The 14,977-nt window shown below is 44.1% G+C and carries 15 protein-coding genes; 12 read left to right on the forward strand and 3 right to left on the reverse strand.

From position 1 onward, the window contains the following. The first annotated feature begins 11 nt into the window (after positions 1-11). The 7 genes from pabC to NP165_RS04660 all read left to right on the forward strand — a co-directional run bounded on the left by pabC (position 12) and on the right by NP165_RS04660 (position 6,702). A complete protein-coding gene (gene pabC, locus NP165_RS04630) occupies positions 12-815 on the forward strand; it encodes an aminodeoxychorismate lyase (protein WP_257085146.1) in 804 nt (267 codons plus the stop codon). Continuing rightward, positions 812-1,828, forward strand: coding sequence for an endolytic transglycosylase MltG (gene mltG / locus NP165_RS04635; protein WP_257085147.1), 1,017 nt, complete (start codon positions 812-814; stop codon positions 1,826-1,828). The genes pabC and mltG overlap by 4 nt, the downstream gene beginning before the upstream one ends. After that, positions 1,825-2,454 (forward strand): dTMP kinase, encoded by a 630-nt coding sequence (tmk, locus tag NP165_RS04640; protein WP_257085148.1) that lies wholly within the window; start codon positions 1,825-1,827, stop codon positions 2,452-2,454. Before mltG ends, tmk begins: the two co-directional genes overlap by 4 nt. Positions 2,455-2,456: 2 nt before the next feature. After that, positions 2,457-3,419 carry a DNA polymerase III subunit delta' gene (locus tag NP165_RS04645; RefSeq protein ID WP_257085149.1) on the forward strand — a complete coding sequence of 321 codons (963 nt, stop codon included), beginning with the start codon at positions 2,457-2,459 and terminating at the stop codon, positions 3,417-3,419. After that, positions 3,410-4,186 (forward strand): TatD family hydrolase, encoded by a 777-nt coding sequence (locus NP165_RS04650; protein ID WP_257085150.1) that lies wholly within the window; start codon positions 3,410-3,412, stop codon positions 4,184-4,186. The genes NP165_RS04645 and NP165_RS04650 overlap by 10 nt, the downstream gene beginning before the upstream one ends. A gap of 433 nt (positions 4,187-4,619) precedes the next feature. Continuing rightward, positions 4,620-6,050 (forward strand): PTS glucose transporter subunit IIBC, encoded by a 1,431-nt coding sequence (gene ptsG, locus NP165_RS04655; protein WP_257085151.1) that lies wholly within the window; start codon positions 4,620-4,622, stop codon positions 6,048-6,050. A gap of 307 nt (positions 6,051-6,357) precedes the next feature. Then, entirely contained in the window at positions 6,358-6,702 is a 345-nt protein-coding gene (locus tag NP165_RS04660) for a hypothetical protein (protein WP_257085539.1), read from the forward strand. Positions 6,703-6,754: 52 nt separating this feature from the next. Here NP165_RS04660 and NP165_RS04665 read toward each other — a convergent pair whose 3' ends face one another. Further along, positions 6,755-7,321 carry a putative outer membrane beta-barrel protein gene (locus NP165_RS04665; protein WP_257085540.1) on the reverse strand — a complete coding sequence of 189 codons (567 nt, stop codon included), beginning with the start codon at positions 7,319-7,321 and terminating at the stop codon, positions 6,755-6,757. 159 nt (positions 7,322-7,480) lie between these two features. On the opposite strand from NP165_RS04665, the gene cydH reads away from it, so the two are divergent. Both cydH and NP165_RS04670 read left to right on the forward strand, forming a co-directional pair. Beyond that, positions 7,481-7,573 (forward strand): cytochrome bd-I oxidase subunit CydH, encoded by a 93-nt coding sequence (gene cydH, locus NP165_RS20050; protein WP_371133686.1) that lies wholly within the window; start codon positions 7,481-7,483, stop codon positions 7,571-7,573. Next, the gene (locus NP165_RS04670; protein ID WP_257085152.1) at positions 7,554-8,732 is read left to right on the forward strand and encodes a patatin-like phospholipase family protein; all 1,179 of its coding nucleotides are present in this window, start codon (positions 7,554-7,556) and stop codon (positions 8,730-8,732) included. The genes cydH and NP165_RS04670 overlap by 20 nt, the downstream gene beginning before the upstream one ends. Before the next feature lie 67 nt (positions 8,733-8,799). Here the strand turns inward: NP165_RS04670 and pyk are convergent, their stop codons facing one another. Continuing rightward, positions 8,800-10,242, reverse strand: coding sequence for a pyruvate kinase (pyk, locus tag NP165_RS04675; RefSeq protein ID WP_257085153.1), 1,443 nt, complete (start codon positions 10,240-10,242; stop codon positions 8,800-8,802). Positions 10,243-10,479: 237 nt separating this feature from the next. Between pyk and mlc the strand changes: the two genes are divergently transcribed. Both mlc and NP165_RS04685 read left to right on the forward strand, forming a co-directional pair. Next, positions 10,480-11,697, forward strand: coding sequence for a sugar metabolism global transcriptional regulator Mlc (mlc, locus tag NP165_RS04680; RefSeq protein WP_257085154.1), 1,218 nt, complete (start codon positions 10,480-10,482; stop codon positions 11,695-11,697). A gap of 233 nt (positions 11,698-11,930) precedes the next feature. Then, positions 11,931-12,878 (forward strand): chemotaxis protein CheV, encoded by a 948-nt coding sequence (locus NP165_RS04685; RefSeq protein WP_257085155.1) that lies wholly within the window; start codon positions 11,931-11,933, stop codon positions 12,876-12,878. Between the two features lie 192 nt (positions 12,879-13,070). Here NP165_RS04685 and NP165_RS04690 read toward each other — a convergent pair whose 3' ends face one another. Beyond that, the gene (locus NP165_RS04690; RefSeq protein ID WP_257085156.1) at positions 13,071-13,970 is read right to left on the reverse strand and encodes a LysR family transcriptional regulator; all 900 of its coding nucleotides are present in this window, start codon (positions 13,968-13,970) and stop codon (positions 13,071-13,073) included. A 111-nt stretch (positions 13,971-14,081) separates the two neighbouring features. On the opposite strand from NP165_RS04690, the gene accD reads away from it, so the two are divergent. After that, positions 14,082-14,969, forward strand: a complete 888-nt coding sequence (gene accD, locus NP165_RS04695) for an acetyl-CoA carboxylase, carboxyltransferase subunit beta (protein ID WP_257085157.1) — start codon at positions 14,082-14,084, stop codon at positions 14,967-14,969. Positions 14,970-14,977: the final 8 nt, after the last annotated feature.

Consider the following 14,977-nt stretch of genomic DNA (forward strand, 5'->3'; position numbering starts at 1 on the left):
GATATTAAAAAGTGTACTGGCTAAATGGACAATTAACCGATTCGGTATCTTTGAGTGACCGTTCCTTTCATTATGGTGATGGTTGCTTTACAACCATGCTTACTGTAGACGGCAAAATTGAGCACTGGCATAAACATATTGAAAGAATGGAAAGTTGTTTGTGTGCCCTGGGGATAGAAATACCCGATTGGCAAATGATCGAGATGTGGCTGGCTAAGGCTATAGAAAGCAAAGGAAAAGCGGGCGTTAAGCTTCATATTAGCCGAGGTGAAGGCGGAAGGGGATATAGCCCTACTCAAGTGACCTCACCCAATGTTACTATTAGCGCCTTTCAATTTCCTGTTCATTATGACCAATGGTCCCGCGAAGGGATCGAGCTTGGCATTTGTCAGAAAAAGTTGGGAATTAACCCAATGCTGGCTGGCCATAAACATAATAACCGACTCGAACAGGTATTGTTAAAAGCAGATATTGAGCAGCAAGGATTCAGTGACGGCATTGCGTTAGATTACGACGGTAACGTGGTGGAAACCACGATGGCGAACGTTTTCTGGTGCATTGACGGAAATCTTTATACGCCAAAACTTTCAAAAGCGGGTGTTGCAGGCGTGATGCGCCGAGTTGTGCTAGAGCGAGCCTCTAACTTAGACCTAAAGGTTTATGAAGGGGAGTTTAAGCTCGGAGAGCTGCTTACCGCGGAAGAAGTTTTTGTGACTAACTCGATATTAGGTATCGCGCCAGTTACGGCGATTGGCAAACAACGTTATTCAATTGGACAAATAACTAGAAGAATTCAGGAGAACCCCGTCTCGTGATTAAAAAGATCACTTTGTTTCTGCTACTGGCCGCCGTTGCAGCGGCAGCAGGCTATGTTTATGTTACCAAGCAGGTTGAGCAATACGTCACTCAGCCAGTACAAGTAAAGCAAGAGTACATTTTTACACTAAAATCAGGCACCAGTTTTAGCCGTGTATTGGCTGAGCTCACTGAGCAAGGGCTTATCAATTCAAGTGAAGTCTCTCAGCTCGTAAGACGGTTTCATCCGGAGTTGACTCAGCTAAAAGCGGGCACCTATCTGCTCGAGCCTGGCTTGAATCTCTCTCAGGTATTAGAGCTATTCAAATCAGGTAAAGAACACCAGTTTTCAATCACCTTTGTGGAAGGTTCAACCTTCAAAGAGTGGCGAGAAGCGCTGATTCAAGCATCTCATCTTGAGCATAAAATCACGGGTTTAAGTGAAGCAGATATTGCTAAGCAACTTGGACTGGAATACGAAAAATTAGAAGGTTTACTGCTTGCGGAAACTTATCACTATACGCTTGGAACATCTGATCTAGATATATTGAAAAGAGCCTCAAGTAAGCTGCAGCAAATCTTGGATCAACAATGGGAACAGAGACAAGATAAGCTTCCGCTAAAAACGCCATACGAAGCCTTGATTTTGGCCTCTATTATTGAGAAAGAAACGGCAGTGGAAGAAGAGCGAGAGCGCGTTGCTTCTGTGTTTGTGAATCGACTCAATAAGCGCATGAGGTTACAAACGGATCCAACCGTTATCTACGGAATGGGAGACAAATACGATGGTAATATTCGCAAGAAAGACCTACGTACTCCTACGCCGTACAATACCTATGTGATCTCTGGTTTGCCACCGACACCAATTGCGATGCCTGGTGAAGCGTCTATCACAGCCGCATTGAACCCAGAAGACAGTACATACTTATACTTTGTCGCAAGTGGCAAAGGCGGACACGTATTTTCTAAGTCACTCGCTGAACATAACCGAGCAGTACGTGCCTATTTAAAACAGTTAAGAAGTAACAAATGAAACAAGCTAAATTCGTCGTCGTAGAAGGTCTAGAAGGTGCTGGTAAAAGTACGGCAATCAATGCGGTACTGGACACACTCAAACAAGCGGGTATTGAAGAGATCAAAAACACTCGCGAGCCGGGTGGTACCGCACTAGCTGAAAAGCTAAGAACCTTAGTAAAGCAAGAGCATGAAGGTGAGCAACTTCACGACATAACCGAGCTTTTGCTCATGTACGCTGCCCGTGTTCAATTAGTTGAAAATGTGATTAAGCCTGCACTTAACAGTGGCGTTTGGGTTGTGGGTGATCGTCACGATATGTCTTCTCAGGCTTATCAAGGTGGTGGTCGTCAAATCGCTAAAGAAACGATGCTGACGTTAAAAGAAACAACGTTGGGTGATTTTAAACCCGATTTGACGCTTTATCTGGACATTGATCCTCGTGTTGGCCTAGAGCGAGCACGTGGGCGTGGTGAACTCGACAGAATTGAAAAGATGGACATGAGTTTTTTTGATCGAACGAGAGCAAGGTATTTAGAGCTGGCGAATCAAGACGATAGCGTTATCATCATTAACGCTGATCAGGCGATCGAGCAAGTCGCGGCGGATATAAAATCTGCTCTAGAGTCGTGGTTGGACGTGTAGAGATGGCTCAGCTTTATCCTTGGTTAGAGGGAGTCTGGAAGGAGTGGCAAGACAGCCTAGAAGCGGATAGGTTTTCCAACGCTTCTATCCTTTCAGTCGAAGATGGGCTAGGTGCAGAGCGACTCGTTGAACTGTTTTCCCGTGCTGTGATGTGTAGCAATTATACTACAGAGGCATGCGGCTTTTGCCATAGCTGCCAGCTTATGAGCTCTGGTAGCCACCCAGATTACCATGTGATCAAGCCAGAAAAAGAGGGCAAAGCGATCTCGGTTGATCAGATCCGACATTGTAATCGTCTGGCTCAAGAATCTTCTCAATTAGCAGGTTTGCGTCTTTTCATCATAGAACCCGCAGAATCAATGAATGAATCAGCGGCTAACGCATTGCTGAAAACACTCGAAGAGCCTTCTGGTAATTGTCTTTTTTTGCTTGTGACTCATCGCGCTAATTTGCTGTTGCCAACTATTGTCAGCCGTTGTCAGCAATGGGTCGTTTCTAATCCTGATTCATCTGTAGTAGCAAGTTGGTTATCTCAGCAAGGTGTTGATGGTATACCGGCTTACGCTTCGCACATCAACAATAACGCCCCATTGAAGACTTTAGACTTCGTAGAGCAAGGAAATGTTGCAAGTTACCAGAAGCTAGAACATCAATTGCTTGAGATACTCAAAGGGCAGGGAGATGTTCTTAAGCTGGCAAAAGAGTTGGCTGCAAATCCTCATTGCTACTTACAGTGGGTCTGGTATTTACTGACCGATGCGCAAAAGGTTCATTTTGGCGTAAGTGCACCATTTTTCACGCCCGGTTCCAGCGCACTCGCACAGTGTCTGAGCTACGATGTACTTTATCAGCAGACAATCAATTTGAGTGCGTTGATTGAACAATTAAGAGAACACCCAGGCCTAAATAGTGAACTGTTAGTTCTAGACTGGTTATTTAAATTTAAAGAGGAATCATGTTTGTAGACTCTCATTGTCATCTGGACAAATTAGATTATCAGGAACTGCATAGCGGTATAGAAGATGTGATCGCTAAAGCCAAAGCTGCGAATGTGACTGACTTGCTTTCAGTAGGTGTGACGTTGGATTCTTTCCCTGGCATGCTTGAGATGATTGAACCCTATGAGAATGTTTATGCATCATGTGGAGTACATCCTTTAGACGTAGAAAGTGACTTCTCTTTGGAAAAGCTTCAAGAGTATGCGGCTCACCACCGAGTTGTCGCTGTTGGAGAGACAGGCTTGGACTACCACTATCAGCCTGAAACCGCTGAGCTACAGAAACTGAGATTTGAGCAGCAAGTTGATCTTGCGGTCAACCTAGATAAGCCTCTGATTATCCACACTCGAAATGCAAGGCAAGACACGTTAGACATTCTCAAAAATGGGCATGCTCAGAAGTGTGGCGGTGTGATCCATTGTTTTACAGAGGACTTACCTTTTGCTGAAGCGGCTATGGATTTAGGCTTTTACATTTCTATTTCTGGCATTGTCACATTCAGGCAAGCAACGGAATTGAAAGACGTCGTTAAGGCACTCCCGCTGGAACGGTTACTCATTGAGACCGATTCCCCATACCTAGCGCCCGTTCCACATCGTGGTAAGCAGAACCAACCTGCTTATGTTGTTGAAGTTGCAGCGTATATCGCTCAATTGAAAGGGGTCTCTTTAAATGAGGTTGGAGAAAAAACGAGCGAAAACTTCAGGCGACTTTTTTTGAAGCATAAAATATAAATAGAGTAAAAAAGGGGCGTTTGCTCCTTTTTTATTCCCTAACGATCTATGTAAACCATTACGTCAACTTCCTTTCTTTTATTATTCGTTTTATTGATTAAAAATTCCCACATTGTAATTTTGTTACACGAAATAACAATGCGCTCTATTTTATTCACTCATTGAAATTAATAGGTGTGACTTATTTGTTGTTTTAAAACAATTAGTTATTTGTTGTTTTGGGCCTGTTTTGTCCAATTTTAACTGTGATCTATCTATTAGTTTGAAACTAAATTTCGTAAGTCACTGGTAACCCTGTTTAGCATCAATATATATTTAGAGCCGTAAAATATACTACATATGTGGTTACATTTTTGCTGGGTGCTAACATTTAGGCTACGGGGGTGTGCCGTTAGAGCCCGAGAATACTAATAAACTTTTCAGGAGCATAAACATGTTTAAGAACGCTTTTGCAAACCTGCAGAAAGTAGGTAAGGCTCTGATGCTTCCAGTATCAGTTCTACCTGTTGCAGGTATTTTGCTGGGTGTCGGCGCTGCTAACTTTAGCTGGTTGCCAGATATCGTTTCGAATCTAATGGAGCAAGCGGGTGGCTCTGTATTTGGCCAAATGGCACTTCTATTTGCAGTAGGTGTCGCCCTTGGTTTTACGAATAACGACGGTGTATCTGGTCTATCGGCCATCGTTGGTTACGGCATCATGGTTGCAACGCTAAAAGTCATGGCGGCTGCTATGGGTGCTGACAAAATTGATACTGGTGTATTAGGCGGTATCTTAGCGGGTGGTGTGGCAGCTTGGTCATTCAACCGTTTCTACAAAATTCAGCTACCAGATTACCTAGGCTTCTTTGCGGGTAAGCGTGCAGTACCAATCATCACTGGCTTCCTATCTATTCTTCTTGGTGTTGTACTGTCATTTATTTGGCCACCAGTAGGTGAACTGATCCGTTCTTTCTCTGACTGGGCAGCGCACCAAAACCCAGTAGCAGCATTCGGTATCTACGGCGTTGTTGAGCGCTCATTGATCCCATTCGGTCTGCACCACATCTGGAACGTACCATTCTTCTATGAAGCAGGTACTTGTGTGAATGGTAATGGTGAAACTGTACACGGTATCATGACTTGTTTCCTAACCGCTGATGACGCTTCTCGCGCTGCGGGTAACGGTTTTGGTCAGCTAGCGGGTGGTTACCTATTTAAGATGTTCGGCCTACCAGCAGCAGCGTTTGCTATTGCGCATTGTGCTAAACCAGAGAACCGTGCGAAGGTCATGGGTATCATGGCATCAGCGGCTTTGACTTCATTCCTAACTGGTATTACAGAGCCAATCGAATTCTCTTTCCTATTCATTGCGCCTGTTCTTTACGCGATTCACGCAGTGCTTGCAGGTCTAGCTTACGTATTAACTAACGCGCTAGGTGTTGTTCACGGTCATACATTCTCTAACGGTTTTATTGACTTTGTAGTTCAATCTCCACGTGCTGAGAATATGCTACTTCTCGTTGGTCTTGGTATCGCTTATGCCGTACTTTACTACGTTGTATTTACTTTCGTTATCCGCGCTATGGATCTAAAAACGCCTGGTCGTGAAGACGAGAGCGAAGACGAAAGCGTAGCAGAAGGTACTGAACTGGCTGGTGAATTAGTGGCAGCATTCGGCGGCAAAGCTAACATCACAAACCTAGACGCATGTATCACTCGTCTACGTGTTTCTGTGGCTGATACTGAGGTTGTCGATCAAGACAAGCTTAAGAAGCTAGGTGCGGCAGGTGTTGTTGTTGTATCGGGCGGTGTTCAGGCTATCTTTGGTACTAAGTCTGACAACCTTAAAACTGAAATGGATGAGTGGATCCGTAACCACGGTTAATCTTTCCATTCTTGCATTACAAAGGAGGCTTCGGTCTCCTTTTTGTATTTTAAGCTTGCAATAAATACATCGCACAAGAATGAGTATTATAATTTATAGAATGGTCATTTAATTAGTTGGTAAAGTGTTAGATTTTCGTTGTCCAAACGTTGACTTGTTCCTGACATCCTACCGTAGCGAATATTGCTAGTTTTAAGAGATTAGATTTGCGTTGTAACAGGAGACTGAAATGAAAAAAATAATCGTGCCTGCAACACTGTGTTCGCTTTTGACTCTGAATTCTTTACCTACTTTAGCGGAAAATACCATGCCTCAGGGGCTGGATGTGGGTATGGCCTGGGATCAAGGCTTAAGTGCGGTATTGGAATTTGATGATCAATATCGTTTTACTTTAGGTAATGAAGGCGGTGCGTTTGATTTTCTAATGAAAAAGGGAAGTTTTGATGCCAATACGCCACTCACTTGGTATGTTGGCCTTGGTGGTTGGGTGAACTGGGATGACGACGAGTTTGGACCACGAGTCCCACTTGGCGTTGATTGGTCGATAGGCCAAGGGTGGAATGTATATGGTCAAGTTCAACCTGAGTTAGATTTGGAATCGAGTCCCGAGCTACAGATTGGTGCGGCGTTAGGTGTAACATACTCTTTCTAATTGATGTATCGGGCAGCAGTGGCTGCCTTTTTCTTTCTTCTCGAACGTAAACCTAGAATCTCAACGTTATCCCAGCATTGGCAGAAAATTGATTCATCCACGATGTATCAAATCGGATAACGCATGATTCTGAACGTTGTGCGGATAACTGACAAACACCAGAAGTATCATTGTCTACTACAGTGCCGAGCCACCGAAGTTGAGTGTTGAGTGTGAGTGAATCTGATAGATGATATTCAATACCGCTGAATATAGAAGCAGAGAACCCCAACTCATCTTTCACCCAATCGGCATCTATGTATGATGCGCCCACGCCAATGCCTAAATATGGCGCGACATTATTACCAAGCGGATAGTAGATACTGCTTTGGAAGAGTAGGTAATGAAGATCAGCATCGATGTCTAGTTCATCTACCGTTGTGGACTCCGTGTGGTAGAACAATCCAATCCGGCCCGGTTCAAGGTCAGTTTCGATACTCAGGGCGAACGTGGATTTGGCTTTCAAATCAAAACGATTGTCATTTTGGTCCTCAACACTGCCACCAGAGGTGTATCCGATCCATGGGCTAATGGATACCTTCGCTAGTACTGGCGAGTTTATGCTCACTAGAAGAGTCATCAGAACGAATTTCGCTGGATGTTTCAATGTGCATCTCCTAACTTTAATAAGTAGACCTACTAATTGTGATAGTAACGCCATAATTATGTACGGGAAATTGTTATATTCTAAGCATGTTTATTATTGATGTTATTTCTTTGTTACTTTGTGAGAGGTTGTATGGAATACGATTTTAAATTTGCATTGACGATTGTAGCAGTTGTTTTCACTGCGATTATTGGATTTGGCTTAATTGCAATCACATCTGCTTAAGGACATTTACACGACAAATAGCGGTGTCGTGACAAACGCTGCTGTACAATTAGATACTGATAGATTTAAGAAGTACACTGGCGGTAAAAATGCTTTGGTGGCTCAAGGAGGCGGCCAAAGAGGGATTTTTACAGCCGGAGTACTTGATGCTTTCATACTCTCCAACTTTGACCCTTTTGATGCCTTTTACGGTACGTCTGCAGGCGCACTTAATCTCAGCGCTTTCCTATGTCGTCAGCGTGGGATTGGCAAATCCTTCATATTAGACCTGACAACGACTCCTGAGTTTTTCCATCTGTTCAGTTACATTCGTAAGCGACAATTCTTAGGCTTGGACTGGGCTATGGACAAAATTACAGATTATCCCTATAGACTGGATATTGATCTCGGTAGGCGAGTCCTTGGTAATAGAGAAGCGTATGCCGCGGTGACAGACACAAAAAGGCTCATGGATCACTACTTACCGATGCTATCGCATGACTGGAAGAAAGTGCTGATTGCCACTTGTGCGATTCCAAGGCTGTATCATCAAGCCATTGAATTTGAACATGGTACGTATATTGATGGAGGCGTTTCGGCTTCCATTCCGGTTCAAGAAGCGTGGCGTAAAACAGCGCGCTGTATTGTTGTTATTCGAACGGAAGGGGAAGACCTTCTTCCCGAAGAAGATGTTGTCCCACAAGAGGATCATATTGAGTGGTTTCGAGACTCATTTAACTCTCTTCAAGACCAGTGGCAACTTAAGTTATCTCAGTGGAAGAGCGACTGGAATGCATTTTTGAATGAAAGAGCGATGCAATCCAGGTTGCAGAAAATGAATCATCATAACGTAGAATTGCTAAATGGTGGTCGTTGGTTATTTGGTGCTGACGATATCTATAGACTGAGTCACCTGTTAGGTGAAAAGTTTGACTCAGGATTGGCAGACATGCTGATGGTTCACTATCAAACGTACGCCTTGACGCAGAACTTTTTGCACTCACCACCAGACGATTGCTTTATCGTCCAGATAAAACCCGACAAGCCGCTGCGTTCGAGCTCACTGATGAGCGAAAAAGAGGACCTTGTACACGATTATCACGTCGGCTTGGACGCAGGCTATCGTTTTGTTGATATGTACGCCACCAATGTCCCGAACCTGATTAACCTAGCAAAATAGGGAGCGGTGCTAGCTCCCTATATCTTGCTTCTGCATCTTATCTAGGTGTCTTAGCTGCGTATCTTACTTACGCAGACAAGATTCGCATGCAGTTGGTTGAGCCTACGATATCCATGACATCACCTTGGGTAATGATGATGAGGTCACCATCATTAAGTAGTCCTCGTCGTTTGAGGGTAGCGACGGCATCTTGCGCCGTTTCAAGGCCAGTTTGGGCTTTGGTTTCGAAAAATACAGGGAAAACGCCACGATACAAAGCAGTCAGATTTAACGTGCTTTCATTGCGTGAGAGCGCAAAAATAGGTAAACCCGAACTTAAACGTGAGGTCATCAGCGCAGTTCGCCCTGACTCCGTGAGAGTGATAATACCTTTGATGCCTTTCATGTGGTTTGCAGCATACATGGTCGACATGGCAATGGTTTCTTCACTGTTATCAAAGATCGAATCCAAGCGGTATCCGGAGCGATTAATTGCGGCCATTTTTTCCGCGCCAAGACAAACGTCAGACATAGAGCGCACGGTTTCTACCGGGTATTTACCAGCAGCAGTTTCCCCTGATAGCATTACCGCATCCGTTCCATCCAGTACCGCATTCGCTACGTCCATGACCTCTGCACGTGTTGGCATTGGGTTTTCAACCATTGATTCCATCATTTGAGTGGCGGTAATCACGGTTCGATTCAAGCTTCTGGCTCGTCGAATTAATTGCTTCTGCACGCCCACAAGTTCAGCATCACCAATCTCCACACCCAGATCGCCCCGAGCAACCATCACCGCATCTGACGCCAAAATGATGTCGTCAATATTCTCCTCGTTGGCGACAGTCTCGGCACGCTCCACTTTTGCTACTAAGCGAGTTGTTAAGCCTGCATCTCTCGCGAGTCGACGGGCGTGTTTCATATCTTCGCCATTACGAGGGAAGGAGACAGCCAAATAATCCACTTTTAGCTCAGAGGCGAGTTTGATGTCGTTCTTGTCTTTCTCAGTCAGTGCATCCGCAGACAGGCCGCCGCCTTTTTTATTGATTCCTTTGTTGTTTGATAGTATCCCACCGATCAGAACTCGTGTTCTCACTTCAGTGTTGTTTACCCCAATGACCTGCAATTGGACGCGGCCATCATCGAGTAGCAAGATATCGCCACTAGAGACATCTTGAGGCAGCGCTTTGTAATCTAGACCGACAGAGTCTTTGGTGCCTTGCTCGGGTGCTAGTGCACTATCTAGAATGAAGTTATCACCGACATTAAGTTCGACTTTTCCTTCTTTAAAAGTGGATACTCGAATTTTAGGCCCTTGCAGATCGCCCAAGATAGCCACGTGAGTTCCGAGTTTCGCGGCAATATTACGCACACGAGTTGCTCTTTGTCGGTGGTCGTCAGCTTTCCCGTGAGAGAAGTTCATCCGAACAACGTTGACACCAGCTTCGATCATGGCTTCAAGTACGCCAGGTTTATCGGTTGATGGTCCTAGCGTAGCGACAATTTTTGTTCTTCTTAGAGGTGAGGTCATTCTTAGCTCCTTGAACTATCAAAGCGTGATTAGTTATGAGTGTAGTCTGGTGGCAAAAACAGATATTTATTAACGCAAAAAAATAGAGAACTAAATGTGACAAAGGCAGTACGATTTGATGAACTACACAAAGAATCATGTTTATACGTGACACTTGTCACGGCTGTGTATCAAAGCTCTTCACAATTACTTCGCAAAGTAAAAAAATTAGCCGGTTGTTGATATTCGGAGCATCCTATGTACATGGCTCAACCTGGCCATATTGATCATATCAAGCAGGTCAATGCTGGCCGTGTATATAAACTCATTGATCAAAAAGGCCCTATTTCCCGCATTGATTTGTCTAAAGAAAGTGAACTTGCACCAGCAAGCATTACCAAAATCACTCGAGAACTGATTGAAGCGCACTTAATTCATGAAACGACGGTTCAGGAAGCGATCAGTCGTGGTCGTCCTGCGGTGGGCCTACAAGTGAATAACGAAGGCTGGCAGTTTCTTTCGATGCGTTTAGGTCGCGGTTACCTCACTATCGCTCTACATGAGCTAGGTGGGGATGTACTGATCGATACAAAGATAGACATTCATGAAATTGATCAAGAAGACGTACTGGCTCGCCTGCTGCACGAAATCGATGAGTTTTTCCAAACGTACGCAGACCAACTTGATCGAGTCACTAGTATTGCACTGACGCTGCCAGGTCTGGTGAATTCTGAACAGGGCGTAGTACTGCAGATGCCGCACTACAATGTTGAGAACTTAGCTCTCGGACCAGAAATCTTTAAAGCGACAGGTCTCCCGGTTTTTATTGCGAATGATACACGTGCATGGGCATTGGCAGAGAAGCTGTTTGGTCACTCTAAAGAGAATGAAAACTCAGTTCTTATTTCTATCCATCACGGGGTAGGTGCCGGGATTGTACTCGATGGTCGAGTTCTGCAAGGCCGTCACGGTAACATTGGTGAGCTTGGGCATATTCAAATCGATCCCAACGGAAAGTTATGTCATTGCGGTAATCGCGGTTGTCTTGAAACGGTCGCAAGTTCGCAGGCGATTCGGGACGAAGTCTCAGCGCGTATTGAAAACGGCGAAGCTTCATCGTTATCTGAGCTCGAAGAAATCTCAGTAGAAGACATTTGTGAAGCGGCAGAAAATGGCGACCCGTTAGCGGTTGATGTGATTGAAAAGCTTGGACGTTACTTGGGCTCAGCCATCTCTATCGTGATTAACCTGTTTAACCCAGAGAAAATTTTGATTGGTGGGGCAATCAACCAAGCGAAAGAGGTCCTGTATCCTGCGATTCAAAAATGTATCGAAGAGCAGAGTTTACCTGTTTACCACCGCGATCTTGAGCTGGTGGAATCTCGTTTCTACAAGCAAGCCACTATGCCGGGCGCGGCTTTGATTAAGCAAGCTTTATATGATGGTTTGCTCTTGATGAAAGTCATCGAAGGCTAATCTGACTCCCCTAATTATCTTTTCTTCATAGCGAATTCAATATCATGTTGATAACATGCAACATGATATTGATAGCTTTATCTATACCAAGTTGTATTGTGATTGTGTTGACGCCGCTCTCTAATTCGGCGTCTTCAGAGGATCGAGATAAAATTTATTGGCTTTGGTATTAGTTTTTGTTTTAGTCTTTGGTTAATCTTATTCAGTTTGTAACCCATTGTTAGAGAAGCAGTATGTCTGGAGTTTTAAATACGGTCGATCAGCGAACCAATCTGGTTGGTGAAAACCGCTTAGAGTTGTTGCTATTTAGTCTTAACAGCAGACAAGTCTTTGCCATTAACGTATTTAAGGTACGTGAGGTGATTAAAGTGCCACCTCTTACTAAAATGCCGGGCTCACACCACAATATTAAAGGCGTAGCCTCTTTACGTGGTGTTTCTGTACCAGTGATTGATTTACGCAGCGCGATTGGTTTCCCACCATCACGTCTGGAAAACCAAGAGCAAAACTTGATCATTACCGAGTACAACCGCACTGTTCAGGGCTTTTTAGTCGGTCAAGTACGTAACATAGTCAATACTGCATGGACGGAAATCCAGCCGCCACCAAAAACAGCGGGGCGCTCTACATACCTAACTGCGATCACCAAAATGACGGATGGTGAGACACAAGAGATCGTTGAAATTATTGATGTAGAAAAGGTCTTAGCGGAAATCATTGATTATGATGTGTCGATCTCTGAAGGTGTACTTGATGAAGAGCTAGCTGGGCAAATGGTTGGTCGCAACGTGCTGATTGTTGATGACTCGTCAACCGCACGTGCGCAGATCAAAGGCACGCTTTCGCAGTTGGGTTTGAATATTATCGAGTGTCGCGATGGACTAGAAGCATTCCGAACGCTGCAATCTTGGTGTGACAGTGGTAAAGATGTAGAAAATGAACTGCTGATGATGATCACGGATGCAGAAATGCCGGAGATGGATGGTTATAAGCTGACTTATGAAGTTCGTAACGACCCACGTATGAAAGATCTGTTTATTACTCTGAATACGTCTTTGAGTGGCAGCTTTAATGAGGCGATGGTGAAGAAGGTCGGCTGTGACCGATTCATCTCCAAGTTCCAGCCAGATTTATTAGTGCAAGTGGCACAAGACCGACTACGAGACGTACTAAACAAGTAAGTACCAATCAAAAGAAGAGAAGGGAGCGATTAGGCTCCCTTTGTTGTATTTGCTGCCACGCTAATTTACTTGGTGTGATTATTGGTAGTCGCAAAGAAGTAAATTGTTTAGTTCCATTCCAAACCGGAAAAGGAGTATACACATGTTTTGGTAGTGTCAGCTTACCTTAGTATTTCTAATGGTATATCAGGCTCAATTGACTATATTTTCTTGGTGCTTTAAATGTTCAATGAATATTGGAATTTTTTTAGCCAAATGCTTCCTCGAAGAATAAAAAGCATACAGCACCAAATCATCAGGCCGATACTCCATCTCGACCACCTCCAAAGTGCCTGAACATATCTCAGCTTGGCAAAACTCTATAGGTAGTATCGCAAGACCTAAACCAGATTCAGCCCCTATTTTGGCAAGATGCCCGCTGTTTACTTTAAAGGAAGAGTGTACTTTTTGAGTAATAAGTTCACCCTTAGCATTTTTGAATATCCACGGAGTTCCATTTATGGCGGTAAAACTACTGATACATGGAATATGTTTCAAATCCGTAATCTGAAAAGGTCTGGGAACGCTCTGTAGGATTTTTGGGGATGCTACAACTGCACTTGGCCAGCGTTTAATCTCCTTTGCTACCCAATTATTGTCTTCGAGCTTACCTCGATGAAAGCTCAAAACGATGTCAAACCCATCAAGTAAGTCCTCTTTCGGACTTATGCTTGTATCGCAACATAATGAAACAGAGGGATGCTGAGTACAAAAAGAAACCACTGCTTGGGCTAACGCGGGCGAGTCAGGCATTAAAACCTTAAGTTGTCCCATGACTTCTTGAGAGTGCTGAGTCACTTCTTCAAGCGCATCGTTAAGCTTGTCCAGCAATGGCTGTGTGCGTAAATAAAGATGTTCTCCTGCATCTGTCGGAGTGATTCTGCGTGTGGTCCTGTCAAACAGTCGTGTATTCAGTCTTTCTTCCAACAAAGCGATATGGCGGCTGACGTTTGACGTCGGCAAACCTAGAAATTCAGCAGCCCGTTTAAAGCTGTTGTTCTCATAGATACAGTGAAAACTTTTTAACCACTGTTGATCAATTTTATCAAGCATCTCATTCAGTCCCAAATTGTGGGATTATCAAACCAAGAATCAACACTTTATTACCAGAAACAGGCTTATACAATGCATATCATTAAATATATGTACTGTATAAGGCTTCCCATGAGTTGGTTAGAAAAGCTATTAGATAAAAAGAATATAATTAATTCGCGTAAAGCGTCGATCCCAGAGGGAATATGGACAAAATGCCCCTCTTGTGACCAAGTCTTATACCGTGTAGCTCTTGAAGAGAGTCTAGCGGTATGTCCAAAATGCGATCATTATATGAGGTTAGCAGCACGCCAACGCTTAGACAGTTTTTTGGATAAAGGAGAGCGAATTGAAATTGCCAGTGAACTTGAACCGAAAGATTTGCTGAATTTTAAGGACCTGAAACGATATACGGAACGCATTGCGCTAGCTCAGAAAAGTACAGGAGAAAAAGATGCGCTAGTTGTGATGAAAGGAAAACTGATGGGATTACCTGTGGTTGCTTGCGCATTCGAGTTCTCTTTTATGGCAGGCTCGATGGGCTCAGTTGTAGGTGCACGTTTCGTTCGGGCAGTTGAAGCGGCTATAGATTCAAATTGTGGATTGGTATGCTTTTCTGCTTGTGGTGGTGCTCGAATGCAAGAGTCGCTAATGGCTCTGATGCAAATGGCCAAAACCAGTGCTGCTTTGAATCAATTATCAATGGCTAAATTACCCTATATATCGGTACTGACAGATCAGACTTATGGTGGAGTCTCTGCAAGCTTAGCGATGTTAGGTGACATCAACATTGGAGAGCCCAAGGCAAGAATCGGATTTGCGGGGCGCCGTGTTATAGAACAAACCGTTCGAGAAAAGTTACCCGAAAGCTTTCAACAGAGTGAGTTTCTCCTAGAGCATGGTGCTCTCGATATGATTGTGGATAGGCGTGATATGCGAAAACGAGTTGGGGGACTAATAGCTAAAATGACAAATACAATTATTCCGTCGGATAAGAATATGAAGCTTGATCGTTCATGAACCAAGGA

Source organism: Vibrio japonicus (assembly GCF_024582835.1).
Classification (GTDB): domain Bacteria; phylum Pseudomonadota; class Gammaproteobacteria; order Enterobacterales; family Vibrionaceae; genus Vibrio; species Vibrio japonicus.

Excerpts from the sequence above, each read along its gene's own strand:
- tmk (WP_257085148.1), top strand. The coding sequence starts at position 1,825 with ATGAAACAAGCTAAATTCGTCGTCGTAGAAGGTCTAGAAGGTGCTGGT.
- NP165_RS04645 (WP_257085149.1), top strand. The coding sequence starts at position 2,457 with ATGGCTCAGCTTTATCCTTGGTTAGAGGGAGTCTGGAAGGAGTGGCAA.
- NP165_RS04650 (WP_257085150.1), top strand. The coding sequence starts at position 3,410 with ATGTTTGTAGACTCTCATTGTCATCTGGACAAATTAGATTATCAGGAA.
- ptsG (WP_257085151.1), top strand. The coding sequence starts at position 4,620 with ATGTTTAAGAACGCTTTTGCAAACCTGCAGAAAGTAGGTAAGGCTCTG.
- NP165_RS04660 (WP_257085539.1), top strand. The coding sequence starts at position 6,358 with ATGCCTCAGGGGCTGGATGTGGGTATGGCCTGGGATCAAGGCTTAAGT.
- NP165_RS04665 (WP_257085540.1), bottom strand. The coding sequence starts at position 7,321 with ATGACTCTTCTAGTGAGCATAAACTCGCCAGTACTAGCGAAGGTATCC.
- cydH (WP_371133686.1), top strand. The coding sequence starts at position 7,481 with ATGGAATACGATTTTAAATTTGCATTGACGATTGTAGCAGTTGTTTTC.
- pyk (WP_257085153.1), bottom strand. The coding sequence starts at position 10,242 with ATGACCTCACCTCTAAGAAGAACAAAAATTGTCGCTACGCTAGGACCA.
- mlc (WP_257085154.1), top strand. The coding sequence starts at position 10,480 with ATGTACATGGCTCAACCTGGCCATATTGATCATATCAAGCAGGTCAAT.
- NP165_RS04685 (WP_257085155.1), top strand. The coding sequence starts at position 11,931 with ATGTCTGGAGTTTTAAATACGGTCGATCAGCGAACCAATCTGGTTGGT.
- NP165_RS04690 (WP_257085156.1), bottom strand. The coding sequence starts at position 13,970 with ATGCTTGATAAAATTGATCAACAGTGGTTAAAAAGTTTTCACTGTATC.
- accD (WP_257085157.1), top strand. The coding sequence starts at position 14,082 with ATGAGTTGGTTAGAAAAGCTATTAGATAAAAAGAATATAATTAATTCG.